General features: G+C 70.4%; 23 protein-coding genes. 12 read left to right on the top strand and 11 right to left on the bottom strand.

What is annotated here, in order from left to right; all coding sequences use genetic code 11:
* Nucleotides 1-18: 18 nt before the first annotated feature.
* Entirely contained in the window at nucleotides 19-1,227 is a 1,209-nt protein-coding gene (locus J0911_RS17320; protein WP_307865142.1) for an MFS transporter, read from the bottom strand.
* Between the two features lie 206 nt (nucleotides 1,228-1,433).
* On the opposite strand from J0911_RS17320, the gene J0911_RS17315 reads away from it, so the two are divergent.
* Nucleotides 1,434-1,943 (top strand): hypothetical protein, encoded by a 510-nt coding sequence (locus tag J0911_RS17315; RefSeq protein WP_207276691.1) that lies wholly within the window; start codon nucleotides 1,434-1,436, stop codon nucleotides 1,941-1,943.
* Nucleotides 1,944-1,980: 37 nt separating this feature from the next.
* Nucleotides 1,981-2,703 (top strand): DinB family protein, encoded by a 723-nt coding sequence (locus J0911_RS17310; protein WP_207276690.1) that lies wholly within the window; start codon nucleotides 1,981-1,983, stop codon nucleotides 2,701-2,703.
* Nucleotides 2,704-2,706: 3 nt separating this feature from the next.
* On the opposite strand, the gene J0911_RS17305 is transcribed toward J0911_RS17310, so the two are convergent.
* From J0911_RS17305 to J0911_RS17295, 3 genes are all read right to left on the bottom strand, one after another.
* Nucleotides 2,707-2,994, bottom strand: coding sequence for a hypothetical protein (locus tag J0911_RS17305; protein ID WP_207276689.1), 288 nt, complete (start codon nucleotides 2,992-2,994; stop codon nucleotides 2,707-2,709).
* Nucleotides 2,991-4,289 (bottom strand): inorganic phosphate transporter, encoded by a 1,299-nt coding sequence (locus J0911_RS17300; protein ID WP_307865141.1) that lies wholly within the window; start codon nucleotides 4,287-4,289, stop codon nucleotides 2,991-2,993. Before J0911_RS17300 ends, J0911_RS17305 begins: the two co-directional genes overlap by 4 nt.
* 168 nt (nucleotides 4,290-4,457) lie before the next feature.
* Complete coding sequence (locus J0911_RS17295; protein ID WP_207276688.1) at nucleotides 4,458-4,847, bottom strand: YchJ family protein; 390 nt, start codon at nucleotides 4,845-4,847, stop codon at nucleotides 4,458-4,460.
* Between the two features lie 170 nt (nucleotides 4,848-5,017).
* On the opposite strand from J0911_RS17295, the gene J0911_RS17290 reads away from it, so the two are divergent.
* On the top strand, nucleotides 5,018-5,350 hold the full coding sequence (locus tag J0911_RS17290; RefSeq protein ID WP_207276687.1) for a hypothetical protein: 333 nt from the start codon (nucleotides 5,018-5,020) through the stop codon (nucleotides 5,348-5,350).
* A 448-nt stretch (nucleotides 5,351-5,798) separates the two neighbouring features.
* Here the strand turns inward: J0911_RS17290 and J0911_RS17285 are convergent, their stop codons facing one another.
* The 5 genes from J0911_RS17285 to J0911_RS17265 all read right to left on the bottom strand — a co-directional run bounded on the left by J0911_RS17285 (nucleotide 5,799) and on the right by J0911_RS17265 (nucleotide 10,211).
* Nucleotides 5,799-6,641: a CPBP family intramembrane glutamic endopeptidase gene (locus J0911_RS17285; RefSeq protein ID WP_207276686.1), complete on the bottom strand. Its 843-nt coding sequence runs from the start codon at nucleotides 6,639-6,641 to the stop codon at nucleotides 5,799-5,801.
* Nucleotides 6,638-7,639: a glycoside hydrolase family 113 protein gene (locus tag J0911_RS17280; protein WP_207276685.1), complete on the bottom strand. Its 1,002-nt coding sequence runs from the start codon at nucleotides 7,637-7,639 to the stop codon at nucleotides 6,638-6,640. Before J0911_RS17280 ends, J0911_RS17285 begins: the two co-directional genes overlap by 4 nt.
* A complete protein-coding gene (locus J0911_RS17275; RefSeq protein ID WP_207276684.1) occupies nucleotides 7,632-8,273 on the bottom strand; it encodes a TetR/AcrR family transcriptional regulator in 642 nt (213 codons plus the stop codon). The genes J0911_RS17280 and J0911_RS17275 overlap by 8 nt, the downstream gene beginning before the upstream one ends.
* 115 nt (nucleotides 8,274-8,388) lie before the next feature.
* Nucleotides 8,389-9,030 carry a response regulator gene (locus J0911_RS17270; RefSeq protein ID WP_207276683.1) on the bottom strand — a complete coding sequence of 214 codons (642 nt, stop codon included), beginning with the start codon at nucleotides 9,028-9,030 and terminating at the stop codon, nucleotides 8,389-8,391.
* A complete protein-coding gene (locus J0911_RS17265; RefSeq protein WP_207276682.1) occupies nucleotides 9,027-10,211 on the bottom strand; it encodes a sensor histidine kinase in 1,185 nt (394 codons plus the stop codon). The genes J0911_RS17270 and J0911_RS17265 overlap by 4 nt, the downstream gene beginning before the upstream one ends.
* A 190-nt stretch (nucleotides 10,212-10,401) precedes the next feature.
* Here J0911_RS17265 and J0911_RS17260 point away from each other — a divergent pair, with 190 nt between their 5' ends.
* Nucleotides 10,402-11,268 (top strand): DUF2306 domain-containing protein, encoded by an 867-nt coding sequence (locus tag J0911_RS17260; protein WP_207276681.1) that lies wholly within the window; start codon nucleotides 10,402-10,404, stop codon nucleotides 11,266-11,268.
* Here the strand turns inward: J0911_RS17260 and J0911_RS17255 are convergent.
* Nucleotides 11,169-11,924, bottom strand: coding sequence for an Ltp family lipoprotein (locus J0911_RS17255; protein ID WP_278186859.1), 756 nt, complete (start codon nucleotides 11,922-11,924; stop codon nucleotides 11,169-11,171). The genes J0911_RS17260 and J0911_RS17255 overlap by 100 nt on opposite strands.
* A gap of 280 nt (nucleotides 11,925-12,204) precedes the next feature.
* Between J0911_RS17255 and J0911_RS17250 the strand changes: the two genes are divergently transcribed.
* The 3 genes from J0911_RS17250 to J0911_RS17240 all read left to right on the top strand — a co-directional run bounded on the left by J0911_RS17250 (nucleotide 12,205) and on the right by J0911_RS17240 (nucleotide 15,100).
* Entirely contained in the window at nucleotides 12,205-13,548 is a 1,344-nt protein-coding gene (locus J0911_RS17250) for a sensor histidine kinase (protein ID WP_207276679.1), read from the top strand.
* A 56-nt stretch (nucleotides 13,549-13,604) separates the two neighbouring features.
* A complete protein-coding gene (locus J0911_RS21240) occupies nucleotides 13,605-14,252 on the top strand; it encodes a response regulator (protein ID WP_207276678.1) in 648 nt (215 codons plus the stop codon).
* A 371-nt stretch (nucleotides 14,253-14,623) separates the two neighbouring features.
* On the top strand, nucleotides 14,624-15,100 hold the full coding sequence (locus tag J0911_RS17240) for a lamin tail domain-containing protein (RefSeq protein WP_207276677.1): 477 nt from the start codon (nucleotides 14,624-14,626) through the stop codon (nucleotides 15,098-15,100).
* 133 nt (nucleotides 15,101-15,233) lie between these two features.
* Here the strand turns inward: J0911_RS17240 and J0911_RS17235 are convergent, their stop codons facing one another.
* A complete protein-coding gene (locus tag J0911_RS17235) occupies nucleotides 15,234-17,171 on the bottom strand; it encodes a DUF2075 domain-containing protein (RefSeq protein ID WP_207276676.1) in 1,938 nt (645 codons plus the stop codon).
* Between the two features lie 203 nt (nucleotides 17,172-17,374).
* On the opposite strand from J0911_RS17235, the gene J0911_RS17230 reads away from it, so the two are divergent.
* The 5 genes from J0911_RS17230 (at nucleotide 17,375) to J0911_RS21230 (ending at nucleotide 23,692) form a co-directional block, all read left to right on the top strand.
* Nucleotides 17,375-17,695, top strand: coding sequence for a nucleotide pyrophosphohydrolase (locus J0911_RS17230; RefSeq protein WP_207276675.1), 321 nt, complete (start codon nucleotides 17,375-17,377; stop codon nucleotides 17,693-17,695).
* Between the two features lie 431 nt (nucleotides 17,696-18,126).
* The gene (locus J0911_RS21235) at nucleotides 18,127-19,431 is read left to right on the top strand and encodes an SNIPE associated domain-containing protein (protein ID WP_307865140.1); all 1,305 of its coding nucleotides are present in this window, start codon (nucleotides 18,127-18,129) and stop codon (nucleotides 19,429-19,431) included.
* Between the two features lie 111 nt (nucleotides 19,432-19,542).
* Nucleotides 19,543-20,166, top strand: coding sequence for a hypothetical protein (locus J0911_RS17220; RefSeq protein ID WP_207276674.1), 624 nt, complete (start codon nucleotides 19,543-19,545; stop codon nucleotides 20,164-20,166).
* 212 nt (nucleotides 20,167-20,378) lie between these two features.
* The gene (locus J0911_RS17215) at nucleotides 20,379-20,843 is read left to right on the top strand and encodes a hypothetical protein (protein WP_207276673.1); all 465 of its coding nucleotides are present in this window, start codon (nucleotides 20,379-20,381) and stop codon (nucleotides 20,841-20,843) included.
* Nucleotides 20,840-23,692 (top strand): CHAT domain-containing protein, encoded by a 2,853-nt coding sequence (locus J0911_RS21230; protein ID WP_207276672.1) that lies wholly within the window; start codon nucleotides 20,840-20,842, stop codon nucleotides 23,690-23,692. The genes J0911_RS17215 and J0911_RS21230 overlap by 4 nt, the downstream gene beginning before the upstream one ends.
* Nucleotides 23,693-23,813: the final 121 nt, after the last annotated feature.

Here is a 23,813-nt window from a genome sequence, read left to right as displayed (position 1 = left end):
ACCACTCGGCGATCCGGCTTACCCGCTGCCCTGGCGGCGGGTACGGTCCGCCCTGCCCGTCCAGTAGCCCACCCACACCGTGCCGGCCAGCGCCAGCACACCGATCACCACGGGGGCGGCAGCCAGCGGGGCCACCGCCGCCACCGCCGACACGACCAGCGGCCCGCCCGTGTTGCCGATGTCCCCGCACAGCCGCCACCCGCCCAGGAACTGCGCCCGGCCCTCCCGCGGCGCCGCGTCCGCCCCCAGCGTCATCACGATCCCCGAGCCGAGCCCGTTGCCCAGCGCGATCAGCGCCATCACCGCGCCCACCTCGAGTGCCGAGTCGGTGAGCGGCAGCAGCAGACAGCCCACCCCGACCGCGAGCACCACCGGTACCGCGACCACACGCCGCCCCCGCGTGTCCAGCAGCCAGCCGCCCGGCAACGTCAGCAGGATGTCGATCGTCGCCGCCACCGCGAACAGCAGCGACACCACCGCCGCGCCGATGTGCACATGATCCGCCCACAGCGGCAGCAGACCCGTGCGCACCGACCGCGACGCCCCGATGATCACCACCGCCACGCCCAGGGTGAGCAGCGTGCGCCGGTGCTCCCACAACACCGCGTGCACCGGTCGCGGAACGACGTCCCGTGCGACCCGGCCGAAGTCCGGCATCCGCGTCACGATCAACGCCGACGCCAGTGACGCGCACGCCGCCAGCAGGAACACCGAGCGCACCCCGAAGAAGTGGATGAGCAACGCCCCCAGCAGCGGGCCCACCAGGATCCCCACCCGCATCGACCCGCCCAGCAGCGCCATCCCGCGCGCCCGGTGGCTCACCGGCACGGCGTCGATCAGGAACCCCTGCCGCGCCAGCAGGAACGCCGTCCAGCTCATCCCGCTCACCACGACGCACACGCACAGCAGCCACACCGACGACACCAGGTACGCGGCCACCATCGCCACCGCGTCGACCAGTCCCGCGATCATCAGCGTGCGACGCTCGCCGAGCCGGGCCACGAGTGCCCCCGAGGGCAACGAGTTGAGGAGCTGCCCGATCCCCATCAGCGCCACCACGAACGCGGCGACAGCCGTGGTCGCGCCGAGATCGTTCGCGTGGATCGCGAGGATCGGCAGCACGGCGCCGTGCCCGATCGAGCTGACCACCGACGGCACGTAGGCGACGACGGCGATGTCCCGGAACCGGAACGGCGGATTCTCCCCGGTGCCGTCCGATCCTGTCACTCTGTCATCCTGCCAGACGGTTGGCCGCGGCAATGATCCGTTCGAGCGCCGGACCCGCCACCGCCGCTCGGCGAGAACCGCCCCTCGGCGAGAAGCCGTCCCGCCCGGCGGAGAGCGTCGATCCGGGTCCGTGGGCCCAGGTGCGGCGAGCCGGTCAAGCTGTAGGTTGTGCTCGCCTCGCGCCGGTACGACCAGAAGGTGGACACATGACCACGCTTGCCGACTTCGGCGACGACGAGATCACCCAGCTCCTGGAGGCCCCGGGAGCGGTGCTGAAGGCGGTCATCGTCGCCGACGGGAAGCCGCGCTCCATCGGTTTCCTCAAGGCTACCGCGCGTGCCGCGAAGGTGTTCCGGGCGGCCCAGGAGGACGAGAACGACATGGTTCGCGCCGTGGCGCTGGCGCTTCGCGATCGGAACCCCGGCGATCCGGACGGCGAGGACGACGAACCTTCCGGATCGGACGACTACCTCTGGCCCGACTCGGAACGGGAGGCCACCCGCGCGGTCGAGCTCGTCGCGGCGTCGATCACGCTGCTGCGGGGGCGCGCCGACGACGAGGACGTCGACGCCTACGGCGCCTGGCTGGTCCGGATCGCCACCCAGGTCGCCGAGGCCACCACGACCAAGGAGGGCGGCTTGTTCGGCAAGCGTGTGGCGGTCTCCGAGAACGAGCAGGCCCTCATCGAGAGACTGGCGACGGCGGTATCGCGCTGAGGGTGCCTGGTCCCATCGTTCTGTCACGATGGAAGGCGTGCGCGTCTACCTGGATCAGCATGCCGGGATGGCCGAGGACGGGTGGTCGGCCGCCTGGACGTTCGACCTGCCGTACTGGGGTACGTGCGGTCAAGGACCCGACGACGACGCCGCGCTGGCCGACCTCGCGGCACGGTGCGGTCTCGAGGCGGGTTCCGTGGGTGCCGGCGCGTTCGAGATCGCCGAGCGCGTGGACCGGGCCACGACAGGCGACGAGACGGTGTTCGACCGGGACCGTGTCCCGGCGTCGGAGGCCGAACGGACCGCAACTCTCAGGATCCTGGAGCGGGCTCGCGCGCGGACCTCGGAGCTGATCCGGACCGCGTCCTCGCACGTGATGGAGTACCGCGACCCCGGCCGGGTGCTTCCCGCCTACGCCTCGTGGCACACGGTGGCACAACTGGCATGGCACATCGCGGACACCGAGTCCCGCTACTACCTCCCGCTCCTGGACCTGCCGTCGCGGCCGCGGGCCGCTGACCTCGTCACGGAGCTCGAGGAATCCGGCGCACACGTGCGGCGCGTGGTCTCGCGGATGCGGCCCGACCTGGCCGTGGAGTCCGATGCCCACGGTGCGTGGACCAGTGTGAAGGTGATGCGCCGGCTGGCGTGGCACGAGCCCGGCGAGCTCCATGTGCTCGCCGGGCTGATCGAGCGGGCGAAAGGATCGTCGGGCGGCGAGGAGGGACGGCGGGCCCGAGGTCCGCGTCCCACGGCCTGAGGGTCAGTGCCCGCCCGAGACCACGACGACCAGGCCCGTGACGACCGCCCCGACGACGACGGCCAGGCACGCGACGGCGCTCGCCAGACGAGCGGGTCCGGGCCGCGGCACGGCTCCGGACGCCTGCGCGATGTCGCCGGGTGCCCGTGTTGCTCCCGCCTCGGCGCGGTGCGGCGTGGCGCCGGCGAGGAGCCGTAGGCCGAGCGCGAACAGTGCCGGGATGCCGGCCCCCACCAGTATCCCGGCGACGAGGACCTGGGCCAGGGCGCTCCACTCGATGAACGCGTTCACCGGGCATCTCCCGTCGTCGTGGCGTAGGTGCCGGTCGTACCGGATCCGATGGCGTCGGCGCCCGTGGCGGCGGGTGACGCCGCCGCCAGGGCCGGCGTCCGGCCCTCGTCCTCCTCGGCGCCGTCGCCGGTCGTGAGGGCGCTGCCCTCGCCGGCCGTGGCGGCCAGGGGCGCGGGAGCCGCGTCGTCGTCCCACGTCTCGTTGACGTTGGTGTGGTCCACCGGCTTGCGGCGGGACGCGACCCAGATGGCGGCCGAGGACGCGACGAGCACGGCCAGGACCGCGAGGATGCCGGCGGTGCCGCCGATGGCGGACTCGAGCCAGTGACACAGCGCGCCGACCAGCCCCGCGGCCGGCAGGGTGAGGGCCCAGGCCGCGAACATGCGCCCGGCGACGCTCCAGCGCACCGTCGCGCCCGGCATCCCGACGCCTGAGCCCAGCACCGAGCCCGTGGCGACGTGCGTCGTCGAGAGCGAGAACCCGAAGTGGCTGGACAGCAGGATGACGGCGGCCGAGGAGGTCTCCGCGGCCATGCCCTGGCGGGTGTCGATCTCCACCAGCCCCTTGCCGAGGGTGCGGATGACCCGCCAGCCGCCCATGTACGTCCCGATCGCCATGGCCAGAGCACAGCTCAGGATCACCCAGAAGGGCACGCCGGAGTCGGCCGGCACCGCGCCGCCCGCGATGAGCGCCAGCAGGATGATGCCCATGGACTTCTGGGCGTCGTTGGTGCCGTGCGCCAGGGAGACGAGCGACGCGGAGCCGATCTGGCCCCAGCGGAATCCGCGGTCGGTGATGTCCCGCGGGACGCCTCGGGTGAGCCTCGCGACGGACCAGGTGCCGAGCCCGGCCACGAGGATCGCGATGACCGGCGCGAGAAGCGCCGGCACCAGCACCTTGGACACCACGCCCGTCCACAGGACGCCCGACGTGCCCACCGCGGCCAGCACGGCACCCACCATGCCGCCGACGAGGGCGTGCGACGAACTCGACGGGATCCCGAGCAGCCAGGTGAGGAGGTTCCACACGATGCCGCCCACCAGGCCGGCGAGGACCACCGGGAGGGTGATGACCCCGGCGTCGACGATCCCCTTGGCGATCGTGGCCGCGACGGCGAGCGACAGGAACGCGCCCACGAGGTTGAGGACGGCGGACAACAGGACGGCGGCCCGGGGCCTGAGGGCTCGCGTCGCGATGGAGGTGGCCATCGCGTTGCCCGTGTCGTGGAAACCGTTCGTGAAGTCGAACGCCAGCGCGGTCACGACGACGAGCGCGAGCAGTAGTGATTCGGTCACGGATCGATGATCGGGGCTGAAACCCTCGGTGAACGGCGATGTGCCAGCAGCCGAAGCACTGTTCGTTCGTTGTTCACCTGATGTTCATCTTCGCTGAGCCCTCGGGTGAGGCGCGGCACCCGGCGGCGGGACGACGCCGTCCGGCCCGGCTCGCTCCGGCGAGCGGACTCAGGCCGTCCGCCCGTCCACGTAGTACCAGCGCTTGCCGAGTTTCTCGAACCGGCTCACCTCGTGGAGGCGGCCGCGGCCGCCGGCCGTGCGGTAGTGGGCGACGAACTCGACCACGCCCGTGTCGTCGAACGGACCGCCCGCCTCGGTGCGCAGGACGTCGAGGCGCTGCCACCGGACGTCGTCGTCCAGGTCGAGCCGGTCCGGCCGGGACGACGGCGACCACGTGGCGAGCAGATAGCCGGCGTCGCCGACGGCGAAAGCCGCGTAGCGCGACCGCATCAGGGCCTCCGCGGTCGGGGCCGGGTTCCCCGTGCCGCGGTGGTACCTGCCGCAGCAGGATCCGTAGGGCTCGCCGGACAGGCAGGGGCAGCGTGCGGAGTCGTCCATGAGGACCATCCTCGTCCCGGCCCGGGGGTGTGGTTCGAGTGGGAGATCGGCCCGCCGGATCTGGACGGATGCCCCGGCGCGTCCGCCGGCGCGTGTTCGCTCCGTCCTGGTGGCGGGAGAGGCCGTCAATCTGCTTGAGCGGCAGGTGCCGGGCATGCTGGACTGCCGACATGATCGTTCGAATCTGGCGGGGATGGACCACCCCCGAGAACGCCGACGCCTACGAGTCGATCGTCAGCACTCGCGTGCTGCCCGCCATCGCCGAGCGGAACCTCGCCGGCTACCACGGCGCCTACCTGCTCCGTCGTCCGCTCGACGGCGGTGAGGTCGAGTTCTCCACCATCATGCTGTTCGACTCGCTCGACGCCGTTCGCGAGTTCGTCGGCGACGACTACGAGGTCGCGCACGTCCCTGCCGAGGCGCGGGCCGTCCTGGCGCGGTTCGACGAGCGGTCCGCCCACTACGACACCCTCCTGACGCCGGAGGACACGCGTCCCGTGTAGGCCCCTCACAGCGCAGCTGACCGGGCCCGCCGGCATCCGGCACCCTGCTCTCAGCGGCTGTCGGCCGACCAGGCCGGGGGAGGTCGAGTCCGGTCAGGGACGGCGCGGCGGCCCGAAGCCGCAGAGGGCGTGTCCAGTCGGCCAACGCGGTCATGATGCAGGGGTACGCAAGTCGGCGGGCGGTGGGTCCGTGTGAGGAGGCGATGGCCTGAGATTCCGTGGTGCGCTTCTTCGTCCCGTCAGGCGAGGAGCGCCTCGACGAACGGACCGGGGTTGAGCGACCGCCACAGGAAGAACATCCCGATCCCGACGGCGCAGCCAGCGAGCCAGAACCAGTCCGACGGCGTCGCGCCCTGGCCGGTGTGGTCATGGCAGCGGACGGAGTCGACGTCATTCCGATGCGCACGCTCGCACCGTGACGTTCCGGCGGCGCCCCGGCTTGCCCGCCCTACCCGTCGTGCGGTCGCCGAGGAGGCGTGACGAAGCGGGGGATGCCCGTGGTGGAGACGGCGACGGCGGCGACGGCGAAGGGGACGGCGCCGAGGGCGAGCATGCCCGCGAGCTGGCCGCCGGCGAACTCCACGGCATCGTGGGTGAGGACGAGTTGCGAGCCGGTCTGGAACGCCGTGTGGAAGCCGACGGGCATCCACACCGACCCCGTGATCATGCGGAGGTATCCGAACCCGATCCCCATCGCGAAGAAGAGGGAGAGGTCCATGGGATTCCAGTGCTGCCGCAGCAGGCCGGCGAAGAGGGTGAACAGCACGGCCTGGGTCGTGATGACCCACCACCCGCGGGTGACCGATCCCAGCACGGTCGTGACGTAGCCACGGAACACCAACTCCTCGGGGACCGCCTCGGCGAGCAGCACCGCGAGCAGGAGCAGCACCACGGTCCGCGCGAGCTCCGGCGCGGGCACGGTCACGGAGATCGATGCGCCGGCGAGCGCGAGCGCGGCGAACGTGGCGGCCGACGGGACGAGCCACACGAGTGCGCCCCACAGGGCGAGCCGCCAGTTGTCGCGGGCGCTCCCGGTCCCCAGCCCGGCCTCCCGCAGGCGCTTGTCGCCGGACCGGCCGACCAGGACCGCGGTCACACCGAACGCAAGGCCGGTGAGCATGATGCCCCCGCTGATCCTCGTCGCCAGGGTCCTGGGGTCGGAGGGATCGGGTCCGGCAGGTACGACCACCATGAGGAGAACGAGGCCCGCGCCGAGCGCGAGGACGGCGACGGCGATCCGCCATGCGGCGGACACGATCCGGTGTGTCGGTGAGACGTGCGAGGTCGTCATGGTGTGGCCTCTCGGTGTCGGCGCGCGAGGGCGTGGTAGGCGCGCTTGGGGGTCCAGGTGCCGTCGGCGTGGGCCGTGACGACGCCGTAACTGGCGAGGTCGAGGTCACGGCCGGGTTCGTCGGAGGTGGTCAGCGCGGGCTCGCTGAACCCCCACACGAAGGTGCCGTCGACGTCGGCGCGGTCGAAGAGGTCGAGCAGGTCGACGAGGTAGTCGGCCTGCTCCTGCTCGTCACGGACGAGCCGGCGGGGGACGGTCGGCACCTTGCGACCGCCCAGCACGCCGGCTGCCGTCGACGCCTTCTCCGCGGCGCCGCGGTAGGTGCAGGTGCCGAACTCGAAGACGTACACCGGCTTGCCGTGCGCGTGGGCGGCGCCGGCGAGGGCCCGGATGTCGTCCTCGAACCGCCAGGTGTTGCGGGCGTCGCGATAGCGGTCCGCGCCGACGACGTCGAAGATCGACCAGTCAGGGCGTTCCCAGTCGCCGGCGCCGTAGGAGACCGGGCCCGCGAAGCGTTCCCGTGCCTCGCCCACGAGCTGGGCGAGCAGCCGTCGCAGGCGGCGGTTCGCCCGGGGCAGCAGCGGGAACGTGAGGGTGAGCAGCATGCCGCGCGTCCAGAACGTCGGGCCCGGGAGCATGCCCGGCGTCGACAGAGTCAGTTCGCAGCCCACGACGAGCCCGGCGGTGGCTCCGGCCGTGCGGAGGTCCTCGGCGGTGGTCGCGGCCGCCCGGACGGCTTCCACCAGTTCGCCGGCGGGCCGGTCGAACGGGCGGGGCTGCAGCCAGACGGCGAGCCCTTCGTCCGCCGCGCAGCGGGCGGCGACGTCGAGGTGGTCCGGGTCGGTGGCCATGACCAGCACCGCGTCGCAGCCGAGGTCCTCACGGACGGCGCGGAAGTCCCGTCGCGCGTGCTGCTCGCTGAAGTGGGGGTTGCTGTGGAAATGCTTCTCGTACACGACTCCGGCGTCGTAGCCGATGCCGCGGACCCGGTCACTCATCGCCCGCCCCCAGGGAGCGGAGCAGGAAGGGGACCGCGTGCGCGCGCAGGTCGCCCAGGTCGGCGCGGGGGTCACGCTGGACGACGGTGATCGCGCGGTCCAGCACGGCCTCGACGAGGCCGGTGGCAACTCCGAGCGGCATGCGCAGGAAGCTGCCGTCCTCCATCCCGGTGGTCAGGATGCTGCGCAGCAGCGCGGTGTCCTCCTCGTCCTCGACGAGGTACAGGGGAGTGCCGTCGGCGGTGCGGTGTGACACCACGATCTCGACGGCCGCGGCGATCGCGTGGCGGTGGGTGTCGACGTGCGCGAGGTACGCCTCCGAGTAGGCGCGAAGGCGGGCGGTGGCGCACTCGTGGCCCGACACCGCGTCGAGGGCGCTCTCGCCCAGGGCGGCGAACGCCTCCTGGACGAGTTCGAGCAGCAGTGCTTCCTTCGAGGAGAAGTAGTACCCGATCGCGCTCTTGACGATGCCGGCCCGCTTCCCGATCTCCGCCAGGGACGCCCGGTGGTACCCGACCCCGTTCACCGTCGCCACGGCCGCGTCGATCAGCTGCCTGCGGCGAGCCGTCTCGATGAACGACCGGGACGACGCCGACGCCGGATCGCCCGGAGAGGCCGCGGGTTCAGAACGCACGATCTGATTTTAGAACGACCGATCTGACGCGAGCAAGGCCCGGAGTCCCGGCCGGATCTGCCGGGCCGCCGTCGTCTCGGGCGCTTCGTGTCGGGGCCGACGCCGCCTCGCCGCTCTACGCCCGATCCATGAAGCCGCTCCGGTACGCCCAGACCACGGCCTGGGTGCGGTCCCGCGCACCGAGCTTCGCCAGGAGGTGCTTGACGTGCGTGCGGACCGTCTCGGAGGAGATGAACATGGCGCCGGCGATCTCGGTGGTCGTCCGGCCCGCCGCGAGTTCCCGCAGCACGTCGGCCTCACGCCCGGTGAGGGCGACGTCGTCGTCGGCGGGCCGTCGTCGGGCATGGAGGCGAAAGAGGCGGCGCGTGACGGCCGGCGACAGGAGCGCGTCGCCCGCGGCGACGGTGCGGATCCCGGCGACGAGCTCGTCGGGGGTGGCGCGCTTGAGGAGGAACCCGTCGGCGCCGGCGGAGATCGCGTCGTCGACGACATCGTCGAGATCGAAGGTGGTCAGCACGAGGACCGCGGGCCGCGGCGCGGCCCAGGAGACGATCTCCCGGGTCGCGGAGGCCCCGTCCCGGCCGGGCATGCGGATGTCCATGACGACGACGTCGGGCCGCAGACGCCGGGCGAGCTCGACGCCCGCCGCGCCGTCGGAGGCCTCGCCCGCGACGGTGAGACCGGGTTCGGCGTCCAGGAGGGCCCGGAGACCGCCGCGGACGAGGGCGTCGTCGTCCACGAGCAGCACGGTGGTCACGAGGCCACCCCCTCGACGGGCTTGCGCAGGGGGAGCGTGGCACGGACCCGGAACCCGTCGTCGTCGGGGCCCGCCTCGAACGTGCCGCCCTCGAGGCGGGCGCGCTCGCGCATGTTCGCCAGCCCGTGCCCGGGCACGTGGCCCGGCGGCGCGGGACGGACGCCCGTGCTGCGCACCTCGGCCACCACCCGGCCGTCGTCCTCGGCGACGGTGACCTGGATCGGTCCCGTGGCGTGCTTGAGCGCGTTCGTCAGCGCCTCCTGGACGATGAGATCGAGGGTGCGTGAGGTGCCGGGACCGAGGTCGAGCCGGGACAGGTCGAGGTGGACCTCCCGGCCGGTGGCGCGGACCCGTTCCACGAGGGACGGCAGATCGGCCGCGGCGCCGTCGCCGTCGTCGTCCGGGTCGGCGCGCAGCAGCAGGTCGAGACGCTGCAGGGCCTCCCGGCCCACCGTCTCGACGTGACCCAGCGCCTGGAGTGCGAAGGCGGGGTTGTCGTCGAACACGCGGCGCGCCACCCCCGCCTGCAGCACCATCACGTTGACGGCGTGCCCGAGCGCGTCGTGCAGGTCCCGCGCCCACCGGGCACGCTCGGCCTCGACGGCACGTTCCGCCTGGGCGGCGCGCTCGCGGCGCTCGCTCCTCAGCCGTGCCTCGACCGCCTCCTCCCGGACGCGACGCGCGAGCACCACCTCGCCCGCGATCATCGCGAAGAGCACGCAGAGCGTGATGCTCGCGGCCTCCTGCACCGACGCCGGGGCGGGGGAGAACACGGCGTAGCCGGCCACGCCGAGCCCGGTGATGACGACCGCCGGGATGCGCGACCCGCGACTCGGGCTGGCGAAGCAGGCGTAGAGCGCGATCCAGACCGGCCACTGCACGGCGGCGACCGTGTAGCCGGCAACGGTGTTGACGACCACGACCGCGCTGCAGAACGCGAGGACCGCGAGCGGTGCCCGGCGCAGGCCGGCCAGCGCGAGCACCGAGGCGACGACGAGGGCCACGCCGAACACGTCAGGTTCCCGGTACTCCACGTCCACGGGCGCGAGGGGCCCGAGCCCGGTGAGGAGGATGACCATCGCGAGGGCGAACGCCGCGACGACCCACGTGGGGCGCTGACGGCGGGCCGGATCGGGGAGCTGGTCCTCGGCGTGGGGCGGGTCGTCGCGGCCTGGTCGCATGCTGCATCCTGCGATACGCCGGACCGTGGCCGCCAGGGTCGGGGCAGGTGGTCGGCCCAATATCCCCCGCGTGGGGTAGGGGCGCTCCCTCGCACGAGGGCGCACGGTCGACCCGGCCGGAGGGCGCGCCCGACGGCGTGGCGCTCCTAGCGTGTGAGGCGTCGTCCCCCCGTCCTCCTGGAGCCGTCTCATGTCCGTTGACCTCGAACGTCCCCGATCTGCCCGCCGGTCTGCCCGCCGGGCTCGCGGGTGGTGGGTCTGGTTCGCCCTCACGTCCGTCGCGCTCGCGGTGTTCGCGCCGTTCCCGTATCTCACGAGTTCGCTGTCCTCGCTTGCGGGGGAGGGCGGCGGGCTCGCCGGGAACTACGTCTCGCGGCCGGCGGGGATCCGGGTGGCGCTCTACGTCCACATGGTGGCGGGCGGGATCGCGCTCGGGCTGTCGCCGCTGCAGCTTGCCGCGTGGGTGCGGGCGCGGGTGCCGCGGCTGCACCGCGTCGTGGGGCGGGTCGTGATCGTGGCCATGATCGTGGGTGGGGTGTCGGGGATGGTGCTGGCCACCGTGAACGCGGCCGGGGCCGTGGGTACGGCCGGGTTCGGGGTGCTGGGGGCGCTGTGGGTGGTGTTTCCCGTGCTGGGGTTCCTGGCGATCCGGCGTGGGGACGTGGCGACGCACCGGCGGTGGATGGTTCGGGGGTTCGCCCTTACTTATGCGGCGGTGATGTTGCGGCTGTGGTTGGGGGTGCTGATGGGGGCGCAAGGTTTGGCCGGGGTTCCTGCGGGGGTCGCGTTCGAGCAGGCGTATGTGATCGTGCCGTTCTTGTGCTGGGTGCCGAATCTGGTGGTGGTGGAGTGGTATCTGCGGCGGCGGGGGAGTGCGGCGTCGCGTAGGCTCCGGTTGCCGGACATGAGCAGGCCCGGAGTGGATCCGGGCCTGCCGTGCCACGTCCTATCTGTGCGTCAGAGCCCGACCGAGTCGGCGCCGTGCGCCGCCTGCTCGGGTGTGAAGCCCTCGAACTCAAGCTGGTCGATGAGCCCGGAGCGCGAGAACGAGGAGTAGTCCATGTAGTTCTCGGCGGCCTTCGCGGCCTGCTCCATCCAGTCGACCTCGATGTTCTCGACGGCGTACTTGGAGTCGGCCTTCGAGAACCCTTCGAACTCCAGCTGCTCGATGAGACCCGGCTTGGAGAAAGCCGTGTAGTTGAGATAGTTCTCAGCGGTTTCGCGGGCGTTCGCCTGGGAAACGGTCTCGTTTGACGCTTCCTCAGCCGGCTTCTCATCCTTTTCTTCGTCCGGTGCCGACTCCGGACCATCGTCGGCAGGCTCGGCTTCCTTCTCGTTCTGGCTGTCGCCGCCTGTGTTCGCCTCCGCGCCGTCTTCTGCCTGCTCGTCGCCTTCCGGCGCCGGTTCCTCCTGTACGACGGCGTCCTGCTCGGGCTCGCCGACATCATCGGACATTGCGCCGAACAGGTTGACCAGTCCGATCCCGAGCAGGAGCCCGGCCGCGGACAGTGCGATCCCGGTGATCGCCTTGCCCTTCCCGACCGGCGGATTCGTCCGTCCGGCACGATTGAGGCCCACGAATCCGAGGACCACGCCCACGATCGCAGGCAGGAACAGCAGGCTTGTCACCAGCGACACGATGCCCAGCACGAGGGATGCCGTAGCGAAGCCGTTTGTGGCTGGCGCTGCGGAGCCAGGGCCATACGGAGGCATACCTGCAGGCGGCATACCTGCAGGGGGCATGCCCGACGCCGGCGGCGTGCCTTGGGCGGGCGATCCCGGCGGCTGGAACTGCGGTCCGGGGTGCTGACTGGACATGACTCTCTCCTCACAGAAGCTGCGACTCGTGTGCTTCGATCGTTGCTGTCCCGGGGTGCCGCCCACATCACCCGAACTGGCCTGCCAGTATGGCCCGATCCGGTACCTCGCGGTGGGTGAAGTTCGCCCAGCTGGATCTCCCGCGAGGGTCGCCATGCGAAATACGCTTCGACACATGCACGAACCACCGGCACCAGCGCCGCGGTCGCTGGCTTTCTCGTGGCTCCCGGCCGCGCTCGCGCCCGTCATGCCGACCAAGTGGCATCTGGTGAGGAGCCTGCTGCTGGTGTTCGTGTGCTTCTTCAGCTCTGGCGTCGCAGTGAGCTTCTTCGACATGGCGGGACGCCCGGCGGGGCTCCAGATCGGGTCCGTCACCCCTCAACTGATCACGCTCCCCGCGTTCCTCCTGGCGTTCATCGTGCCCTGGCTCGTGTTCCTTCGCGACGTCGCACCGGTGACGCTCTGTCTCACCACCAGCGCTTTGCCCGTGCTGCTCCCATACGATGCGCTGACTCCGCTGGTCGTGCTCCCGGCGGTCTATGCATTCCGTTCCGCCCGCTGGATCGTGATGTGCACAGCCGCTACCGCCGTCGCGATCGCAGCGGCCACGATCAGGGAAGTGTCGATGCTTCCCGAATACCGGATCTTCATATCCCCTAATCCGGACACTGGTGAACTCGCCGTCCTGCCCGTGGCGGGCTACGTGATTCTCGGCCTCACGTACCTCGCCGTGGCGGTCGGTGTGGGCTTCTGGCGCCGTGCGGCCATCGCTCGGCGTCAGGTCACGACCTTGACCGAACAACATGCGACACGCACCGCAGTCCTCGAGGACCGCATCACCCGCCAGTACGAGCGCGAGGACATCGCTCGCGAAGTCCACGATACGATCGGACACTCCCTCAGCCAGATTGCTCTCCAGGCATCCGCGCTGGAGGTCGATCCGAACGCCACACCGGAGGCCCGCGAAGCCGCCATCCGCATCCGGGCCGCGGCCCGGCAAGCGGGAACCGAGCTGCGTGGTGTGCTCAACGTGTTGCGCACGGGAGCCGAGGGAATCACCGCTGTCTCCTTCGACGACCTCGGCGCTCTCCTGGCGGAAGCGCAACAGCAGGGCGCGATGATCACCAGCACCGTTTTCGTGTCCGAAGGGCACACCGCCGCAGCAGGGCTGACACGCGCCTGCTACCGCATAGTCCAGGAGTCGTTGACGAATGCGCTGAAGCACACACCAGGGCTACCGGTGACGATCAGCCTGAGCGCCAGCCCGGCCACCGGCGTTGTCATCACGGTGCGGAATCCGGTGCAGCAGCCGACCGCTGGGCAAGACAGCGCGGTGTCCCAGATCCAAGCTGCCGATGCTCACGCGGCCGGAGCACTGACGGTCGCCGACGGGCCTGGCCACGGCGTCGCGGGAATGGGTGAGCGCGCCACCGTACTCGGCGGAACCCTCACCGCCGGGGAAGTGGACGGCACGTGGATTGTGACCGCGCGCTTGCCCTGGAGAACTGCGGACTCCTGACCGTGGGAACGCTCCATGCCTCGTCTACGGTGTGACCTGTGACCAGAGTGCTCATCGTGGACGACGACGCCCTCGCGCGTTCGGCGATCAGCAGCGTCCTGACCAGCAAGGGCCTCGACGTGGTCGGTGAGGCCGACGACGGCGATCAGGTGTCGGATGCCATAGCCCGGCACCGGCCCGATGTCGTTCTCATCGATCTACGTATGCGTCGCGTGTCTGGCATCGAGGCCATCCGACAGAACACGACCGCTCCAAATGCCCCACACTTCGTCGCGCTGACATCGTTCGGTTCTGACGAAGAGGTCAACGCCGCCATCGACGCCGGCGCAGCCGGGTTTCTCTACAAGGATGCCGGACCAGACGGGATCGTCGGCCCGATCCGCGATGTCGTCGAGCATGGCGGCGCGTTCGGCGGGGCAGCGGCCGCGGTGCTGCTCCGTCGCGCGACGGCGAGTCAGAGCGACCAGTACACGGCCCGGGCCCGGGAACAGCTCGCACTGCTGACGGAGAAGGAGCGCGAAGTGGCGGCGGAGCTGACCAGGTCTGGCACGAACCAGGAGATCGGGCGCCGCCTGTACATCTCGGAGAACACCGTGAAGCGGCACATCACGAGCGCGCTGCGGAAGCTCGGGCTGAGTGACCGGACACAGCTCGCGGTGGTGGCGGACAGGGCCGGGATCGGCCGGAGTACATCTGGCGGTTGAGACCTGGACCCGTATTGCCACGAGGGCGTGGGACGGTGCTTCGCGGTCGGAGTGGGTGATCTTTCGCCGGAGGCGTCGTCGGCCGCGGTAGCGCGCAGTACGCTTCCGGCGAGGTCCGCGTCGTGCCTGGTAAGAGGGGCGTTACGCGGTCTCCTGAGCCTGCCTCGGTCTCGAGCGTCCGGGGGATTCCGGCCCGAGGTCTCGGGTCTTTCGTCCCTGGTGCGGCCACCCGTGTGCGAGGAACGCTCGGTCGTACGGCTGCGCCCGATGAACTCGGTGAGGCCGTGGAACCACCGCACGGAACTGCCGCACGTCACGCAGCGCGTGGCGTGCGTCGATCTTCCATTCGCTTCCAGTCTCGAAGGAACACGATGACTCTCACGAACTCCCGGCGCCTGTCCGCGCTGGCGCTGGTGGGCGGCCTGGTGGCCGCGCTGTTCGTCGCGCCGACGGCGTCGGCCGCCGGTACGCAGATCACGCCGTCGTCCATCACGGGCGGCATCAAGATCACGAAGGTGGTCTACAACCCCAGCGGGGACGAGCGGTACACCCCGAACCGGGAGAAGGTCTACATCAAGAACGTGTCGGCCAAGAAGAAGAACCTCAAGGGCGTCGTGCTGTCCGACCTCGCCGGGCACAGGTACAAGCTGCCGTCGTACGGTCTCGGCGCCGGGAAGACGGTGATCGTCCACTCCGGCAAGGGCAGCAACGGTGGTGGACACCTTTACGCGCGGTGGAACACCGCCGTGTGGAACAACGACGGGGATACGGCGCGGCTCAAGTCGGCCGGCGGGAAGCTGATCGACAAGTGCAAGTGGTATGGGGGCGGGGTGAGCAAGAGCTGCTGAGTGGTTCGGGGCTGGCCGCTGTGGTCGAGGCGGTCAGCCCCGTTCTTCTGCTTCGAGCCCGGGCCCCGAAGGAAGCCCACGATCAACGTGACACCCTGTCCTTCGTCTCCACGAGCCTCGGCGATCGGTGGCATCATGACCGCTCGGTTCCGCGAACATCCGATTCTTGGCTGGTTCGTCGTGCTGGTATCAGGCTCCGCAAGAACTGCTGGGTCTCGGCATCTGTCGAGTACAGCAGCGTGCCGACCATGCCGCGGGTGAGCAGTACCTTGTACGTATTCCTGATCAACCGATCCATATGGTCGTCGGATACGCGTTTGGTGAATACGGGATCCCGGCTCTCGCTCCGTCGTGCCACCCATGCGCCACGCCCGTCGTTGACTTTTTGTCGCCACACGAGATCCGGGCCCAAGATCACGCCGTTCCAGTCGTACTCGAAGCCCTGCGCCGTGTAGACGCACCCCACCTGGCCGAAGCCCGCAGGATCGGTGGCCCATAGCGCCGACGGTGGTGCTCCGCCCAGTGCACGGTCTCCCTTGAGGTTCCAGGGCCGCTCCCACGATCCGATCTTCACGTCGGCGACCAAGGAGCCATCAGGACGTGGGTCGGACCAGGGCCAGCAGTAGCCGGCAGTCATGCGGGCGCCGTAGTCGGGTAGCTTGGCCTCAAGACGCTGCTGGAGTTCCTCGACCGAGTCCACCGTTGCGACCTCGAAGTTCTCGTCCGTGCCATCCCAGGGGCATGGCCCGGACTCGGCCTCACGGAGACCGAGGAGCCGTTCCACCCACTCGATGTACGCGAGGCTTCCGCCAGATCGGAACTGGTCGGTGAGGTCGATGTGTTCCACGCCGAAGCCGCGTGCTTCGGCGGCCCGCCTGATGTCGGCAGGTGTGCCGAGTTCGCCGGGTCGGACCACCTGGTTCTGGTCCAGGAGAAACACTGGTACACGAGCAGCATCGAGCAGCTCGTCGATCTGCGATCGCGCGTTGCGTCGCAGTGCGCTCCTGGTGAATCGGTTGACCGAGTTCTCACGGATGCGATGCGCCTCATCAAGGATCAGCACCTCGAGGCCGTTCTTCTCCGCCTCCATGAAGTTGTTGAAATACTTGAAAAGTTCTTTTGTGCGCGTCGACCCCTTTCCGGCGACCTTCCTGAGGGTCTGCGTAAAGCTGCGCGAGCCGGTTGCGTGGACGGCGGCCCGACCCTCACGGGCGAGTTCACCCATGAGAGACAGTGCGATGACGGACTTCCCTGACCCTGGTCCGCCGGTTATGAGGACCACGGACTTGGTGTCAGCCGACCGAGCCTGCCTGACCTTGTGGAGCACCATGTCACGCGCCGTGCGCTGCTCGTCGAGCAATACGAACTGTTCTTGCTTGCGGATCTCGTCGGCAGCCACGGCCATCAACTGACGTGATGGTGAGATCGCGGACCCGAGGAACCGATCGGCGGCGCTGGTTCCAGATTCGTCCTGTGCGAGAAGTGACTGGAGGTGCCTGACGAAGTCGCCGCGCCGCTCACCGGTGAACACGGGGGCGCGGGCGGCCTCTGGACTGGCCAGGAGATCGCCTACGGCGAAGTCGGTTGCGTTGTGGAGGTAGGCGACGCCTTGGAGCTCATCGGGGCAGTCCTCGAGCGTTCGAGTGAAGTCGCGCAGGTAGTCGACGTAGTCCGCGACCTGAGTACTGGGATGGGACGACTTGTACCGCGCACCCTCGACCTCGACGATCGAGTCGTTGTCCTCCCAGAGATGGGCCTCACTCCACTGTTTGAGTTCGACCGCGACGAAGGAGTGCTTGCCCGTTCGCGGGTGCACTCCGGCCAGGATCGCGTCTGTGCGTTTGGACGTGAGCGGCATGCGGTACTCGAGGATCACCTCGACACGATCGAGTCCGGCGTCATGGAGATCTCTTGCGAGCGCGGGGAGGCTGTTGCGCCACGAGCGCTTCTCACTCGCGCCGACGTGAACGCCGCTACGGATGAGTTGGTCGGCGAGATGGTTCTCCACGATTGACGGATCTGAGCTGAGCGACGCCGACAGCGACGCCGCGGAGTACCGGATGACCGACACGAATGTCCCCTGGGCAGCACGAAGAATCGTGCGGCGGGGGACCTGTCCGGAGGGAAGTCCGTCGATGCCGCGATGGCGGGGTCGAGTGTATTGCGTTCGCGGCTTCGTGTGCAGGTACGTGCGCTGCTCGGGCCTATCCAGGCCGTCGACCACCTGTCCATCGGTCTCAAGTGCCTTGCGATCGACCGTGATAGCTTCGCAGCATGTCCTCTGAGCAGGTCATACAAGAGATCCGGGCGTTCATGGCCGCGCGGGACTGGGATCAGTTCCACAGTCCTGAGAACCTGGCGAAGAGCATCTCCATCGAAGCGGCCGAACTACTTGAGTGCTTTCAGTGGGGGCCAGACTTCGATGCCGACGACGTGCGGGCAGAGCTGGCCGACGTCTTGACCTATTGCGCCCTGCTGGCCGACAAGCTGGGTCTCGACACCGACCAGATAGTCCTCGACAAGCTCGCGGTGACCGGGCAGAAATACCCTGTCGAGCAGGCGCGTGGGACGAGCACCAAGTACGACCGCCTCTAGCTGGACCAGGTCAGCTCGGCGAGTCGCGTCACGGCCGAGTTCACCCGCATCCGCTGTTCCGGTCGATCCACCCGCGTGCCACGATTGTCGGCAATCGATCGCCGGTGCCGTCGTTCGGCGGCGTGATCAGGGGTGTGGGAATGACGCAGGAGTACCGGTTCAACCCGCCGCCAGGGTGGCCCGTGCCGCCGCCGGGCTGGCGTCCGGAGCCAGGGTGGAAGCCTGACCCCTCGTGGCCGAAGGAACCAGGCGGGTGGGTGTTCTGGGTGCCGACAGGGTCAGGACAGTCGCCGGCACCTCAGGCCGTTCCCACCCAGATTCAGCCCCAACCTCTGGCTACCCCGCCTCAGCCTGGTGTGCCTGTGCCGCTGCAGTCGGCCGACTTCGCGTCGTCGTCCGGAGCGTCGACGCCGTCACCGGCGAACCGTTCGGTGCCGCTCTTCGGCGCCCGGAAGAAGGCGCGCGAGCTGGGCTCCGAGGTCGATGCGCTGCGCGCGGAGCTGCAGCGGGTCGGCGCACTGGACGCGGTGCAGATCGAGGAGGAGCGGATAGCGGCCCGCGAGCGCTTCGAGGCGTCCGAGCGAGATCTCGAGGCCCAGCGCACTGCCGCTCGCGACCGGTTCGGTGCGGAGATTGCACGGCTGACCGCTGACCGCGACACGCTCGCAGCCAATGTGGCAGAGCTGCAGACGCGCGTCGCGCAGTTGGACGAGGCCGCGATGCTGCAGGAAGTCGGGGTCTACGAGTACCAGCATCCGCTCGAGAACACCGAGGCGTACCGGACACGACTGGAGGCGTTGCGGTCACGGATCAAGGAGATGTCGAAGAAGGACGGCGGCGCCGTGACGGCAGTGTCGGGCTGGCAGGTCAACGGTTCGGCGGCCGAGGGGCGTCGAATGGTGTCACAGACGTCGGAGTTGATGCTGCGCGCCTACAACGGCGAGGCCGACGTGCTGGTCCGCGGCATGAAGCCCTACCGGCTCGAAGCGAGTATTGACCGGCTGAACAAGTCAGTGGCGGCCATCGAGAAGTTCGGCAAGTCCATGCACATCGCGATCACGCCCGAGTACCACCGCCTGCGGATCAACGAATTGGCGCTCACGGCGGACTTCCTGGAGAAGCAGGCGGAGGGGAAGGAGCGCGAGAAGGAGGAGCGCGCCCGGATGCGGGAGGAGCGGAAGGTCGCTCAGCAGCTCGAGCGCGAGCGGGAGAAGCTGGAGAAGGAGCGACAGCACTACGAGAACGCACGTGCCGCTCTACTGGCCAAGGGTGACGAAGAAGGAGCGCAGCGGCTGGCCGAGCAGATCGGCGAGGTCGCCAAGAAGATCGACGACGTCGACTATCGCGCCGCGAACCATCGTGCCGGGTACGTGTACGTGATCTCGAACGTGGGCGCGTTCGGCGAGCAGATGGTCAAGATCGGCATGACCCGGCGTCTCGATCCGATGGACCGGGTGCGTGAGCTGGGTGATGCCTCGGTGCCGTTCAACTTCGACGTGCACGCGCTGTTCTTCGCGAACGATGCGGTGGGGATCGAGGCGGAGGTGCACCGGCGGATGGCCGATCGGCGTGTGAACCGGGTGAACCTGCGGCGAGAGTTCTTCTATGCGACGCCGCACGATGTGCTTGAGCATCTGAGGGAGCTGGCCGGCGACGTGCTCCAGTTCGACGAGACGCCTGAGGCGATCGAGTTCCGGCAGAGCCGGTCGCTGGCGAGCGCGGCGAGCCCCAGCTAAGAGCTCCGCGCCGACGAGTGGCCGGTGCCGGCCGAGTGACCGCTGCCCCACCGGCACAGCAACCACCGACTTTCCTTCCCGTGCGGTCGCCGTCCGCATACCCTCGCGTCCATGGAACGACGGGCCAGATACGTCGAACTACGCGTCAGTTACCGAAGCATCCTCGTCGTGCTCGCGGCCGCCGCCGTTGTCGCCCTGGTGACCACGTGGCTGGCGGAGACCCGGCAGGCCGTGACGTCGGGCTCTGGAGCGCACTTCGGTCACGGGGCGGATCTGAGCGGCTGTGGTCCGAGTGTCGAGGACAGCGTCGTGTACGACCGCGACGAGGACATCCTGGCGGTGCAGATGGTGCGCAACCGCGGTCGATGGCCGGTCGAGGTGGCCAGCAGGGAACCCGAGAAGTTCCGCTTCGGGAGGCTGGCCGAGCACCCCCGGGACGACGTGATGTTTCCGAACCCACGGGACGGCGCCCCCGACGACGGGGAGACCTCCGACCGCGTGGTGATTCCGCCGGGCCGTGAGGTGACGATGTGGATCGCGGATCCGTTCCCGGATGCGCCGATGGAGCCGGGTTCCTTCGTGGGTATCACGACCGCGCCGGTGATGGTGTCGTCGCTGGGTGTGGCGCAGGAGACGGAGATCGAGCTCTACCACCCGATCTGGATGACCGGCAGCAGGTTCGACGGGGATCGCCTGGAGGCCGCGCTCGACGAGGTCTGCGCCGAACTCAGATAGCTGCCGCTGTTCCCAGACGAGGACATGGGCCTCCGTGCAGGCGTGGGACAGGTGCGACCAGTTCACCTTGGTGATCAGGGACGACGTCGTCACGCTCGAGCGGGGAGCCTACCGGGGTTCACGGGGGCGCCCGGGTAGGTTGTCCTGGCTGAGGTGGTTCACCGTCCGCGGGCGCGGCTGATCGCGGCATCGGGCAGGAAGGGCTGTGACAGATGGGATCGGAGACGGTTCGCCGGTCGGTCGACGTGGTCGACGAGGCGGGCGAGCGATACCTGCGGGCGCTCTGCCAGGAGCAGGGCGTCACCATGGAGCGGGTCGGCGTCCGCACGCCCGACGCGATGCTGCTCGTGGCGCTCATCGGGGCGGCGGCCACGGTGTCGTTCGTCGTCGAGCGCTGGCACGACCGGCTCCGGGGCGGGCAGGTCATCGACCTGAGACCCGAGGCGGAACGGGTCGCCTACCGCGACCCCGGGCTGGCCTACGGGTACGTGGTGGTCCGTGCGGTCGACGGCACCGTGACGGTGCACGTGCACGAGCTTCCGAGCCAGACGCTCGAGGTCGTCAAGGTCGTCGTCGACGCGCTCACCGGGATGACCGGCAAGGGCGCGCAGGAGGTCGCCCGGCTGGCCAGGGAGAGCGTGGACGGTCGGGCATCGGTGGAGGTCGACGGCCCGTGAGGTACCCCGGCCTCGCGCCGGCGGGTTCCGGTCCTCCCGGGTCGGGCTGGGCCCTGGCGGGGTCCGATCTTGCCGCAGCGGAGCGCACGCTGCGGCCTCCCGCCACCGGGGCCGGGGCGGTCCGGCTGGCCGAGGTGCTCCGGCGGCGGGCACGGCTCGCCGAGGCCCTGCGGGTGCTCGGTGACGCCCGCGCCGACGGGCCGGTGCGACCGCTCCTGTGGCTGGCCGAGGGCAACGTGCGGTGGAACGACGGCGACCTGCCGCGCGCCGTCGCGGCCTTCCGTGCTGCCGACCGGGCGTGGGAGGCGACCGGTGACCGGGACGGGCGCCTCGCGGCGCAGCTCGGGGTCGCCCGCTGCGAGCGGATGACGGTCGGGCGGCGGGGGCGTGCGGCGCTCGACGTCGCCCAGCGAACCGCCGTCGACGTCGTCGACGTGGACCTGCTGGCGGACCTGCGGCGCGAACGGGCGGCCTGGGCGCTGCTCGGCGGCGAGCACGACGCGGCGCTCCGGTTCGCCCGGGAGGCGTCCGAGACCCACCGGAACACCGGTGACCGGTATCTCGCGGGGCTGGCGGATGTCCTCGTGGCCCGCGCCCGGCAGGCGGGCGGTGACGAGGACCGGGCGATCGGGGTGCTGCACGAGGTGCGGGCGAGCGCGGTCGAGATCGGCTCCTACGACCTCGAACAGCTGAGCGTGATCTATCTCGGGAACTTCCTCCAGCGTGCGGCCGCACCGGACAGTTCACGCTGGCGCGCCGCCGAGACGATGCTGCGCGAGGAGATCGACCGTGCGACCGATCCGATCACCCGGGCCGAGATGCTGCTGCCGCTCGCGCACCTGCACCTGGCGGCAGGGGAGTTCGACCGTGCGCAGGCGGAGCTCGACGAGTACCTGCGGCTGTACACGCTCGTCGGCGGCAACCGCGTCAGCACGGGCAACTACCACAAGGCGCGGGCGCGCCTCGAACTGGCACGCGGAGGCGGTTCCGGGGCGATGCGCATGGTGCGGCGCACGCCCCGCCTGATCGCCGCCCTCCGTGACACCCGGCGGAATCTGCGCCGGGCGGCGTCGGCGTACCGTGACGCGGGACTCGAACCGGGGCGGCGCAGCATCGAGTGGCACCTCGGCGTGCTCGACCTGATGGCCGCGGGGAAGCCTCCGACACCGCACATGACCGCCGTCGGCAACCGGTTCGACGCGGCCCTGCGGCGCCTCGTCGTGGGGGAGGCCCTCCGGACGTCGCACAGGTGGGCGGACGCGCGAACCGCCTACGCCCAGGCGGAGGCCGACGCGCTGGCGTGCGGGTCGACGGTGATGGCCGTGGCCGCGACGGCGTGCCAGGCGGAGGTCGCCGTCGCCGCGGGAGACGCCGGCGGCGCGCTCGACGCGATCCGCTCCATGCTGCGCCACGCGGAGGCGATCCGGGCGGCGGTCGCCGTGGGGCCGGCCCGCGGCAACATCGGCGCGGTGGTGCGGTCGCACTACGAGCGGGCCGCGGTCCTGGCCGCCCGTCTGGGTGACGCGGACCTCGTGCTCGAACTCGTCGAACGCCTGCGCACGGAGCGGCTTGCCGGACTGCTGCGCAGCGGCACCCAGCAGCTGCCCGAGGACGTTCGGGACCTCCTCGCCCGGATCGATGACACGAACACGGCGCTGCTGAACGCGAGCCCCGGCGTCCGGTCCGTCGCGGCGGCCGAGGAACTGGCGGTGCTCGCCCCAGAGGTGCTGGCCGCGCGGCTGGAGAGCCTCTACGCCGAGCTGGGACGGCGTACCTCCGACCTGTTCGCCGCCGCCGTCGGCGCCGTCCCCGTGGACTGGGACGCGGTCACCGCGGTCCGGAACGACATCCTGGCGCTGGTCACCGTGCCCGACGGCGACCGTGAGACGGTCATCGTCGTCTGGCGGCCCGCCGACGGAGACGGCGCGGTCACCGTCACCGAGGTCGACGACGAACTGGCCTCCCTGCGTGACACGCTCGTCCGACCTGATTCCCAAGGCCTGCTGGACCGCGTGGACCTGACCGGTTCCGACCTGCACCCGGTACGACGGCTGCTGCCCCCGGCGTTCACTGCGGCGGCACGGGCGGCGTCCACGCCGATCAAACTGGTCGTCGTGCCGACCTCGTGGCTGTGGGCGGTGCCGTTCGCGGGGGTACCCCTCGTCGACGACGGCTCCGCGGTGCTGGTCGAGGCGGCGGACCTGGTCCTCGCACCCTCGCTCCGGTTCCTCGTCGAGGTCACCACCACCCGCGCCCCGGCCGGCACGGCATGCGGCATCGGCGCGGTGTCCTGGAGAGCCCGTGACGCGGGAATCGTCGCGCCCGAGATCGACGCGCTGCGGCACCACGCCGGGAGCACCGTGCGGCTCGACCGGCCCGAGGACGTTCGCGAGGCCTTCGTCCGCGGCGGTCACCGCTACCGGACAGCGGTCCTGGCGGCGCACGGGAACAGGGAACCCGGCCTGGCGCAGGCCGTGGTCGACGGAAACCGGCCCGTGCTGTCCGCTTCCGACTACCTCGACGGCGACAGCGTCCCACCGCGATTCCTGTCCCTCGCCTCCTGCCACAGCGGGTACCCCCACGGCGAGGACCCCCACGAACCTCTGGGCCTCGCGCTCGCAGCCCTGACCGCGGGCGTCGAGCAGGTGGTGTCCTCCGCGTTCGAGCTGGACGCCTACGAAGGTCCGGCGACCGACGTGCTCAGACAGGTCTACACGGAACTCGCGCACGACGGCGACGCGCCGGCGGTGCTGTGCCGCACCCTCCGCGACGGATACCGCACCGGACGGTACGCCGGGGAGCCGCTGTACCGGTGGGCCGTCCTGTCGGTCATCGGCACCCACCCCTGACCAGTGGACCGTGCCGGCGCGCGGACGCCGTCGGGCCGCCGAAGCCGTGCGCGGGTTCACCCGCGTTTCCCGTTCCGGTCCATCGCCCCACGTGCCACGATTGCCCCCATTCGGTCCGCTG

The sequence above is a fragment of the Myceligenerans salitolerans genome (assembly GCF_017349295.1).
GTDB classification, from domain to species: domain Bacteria; phylum Actinomycetota; class Actinomycetes; order Actinomycetales; family Cellulomonadaceae; genus Myceligenerans; species Myceligenerans salitolerans.
This window is presented reverse-complemented; position numbering and strand designations above follow the sequence as displayed.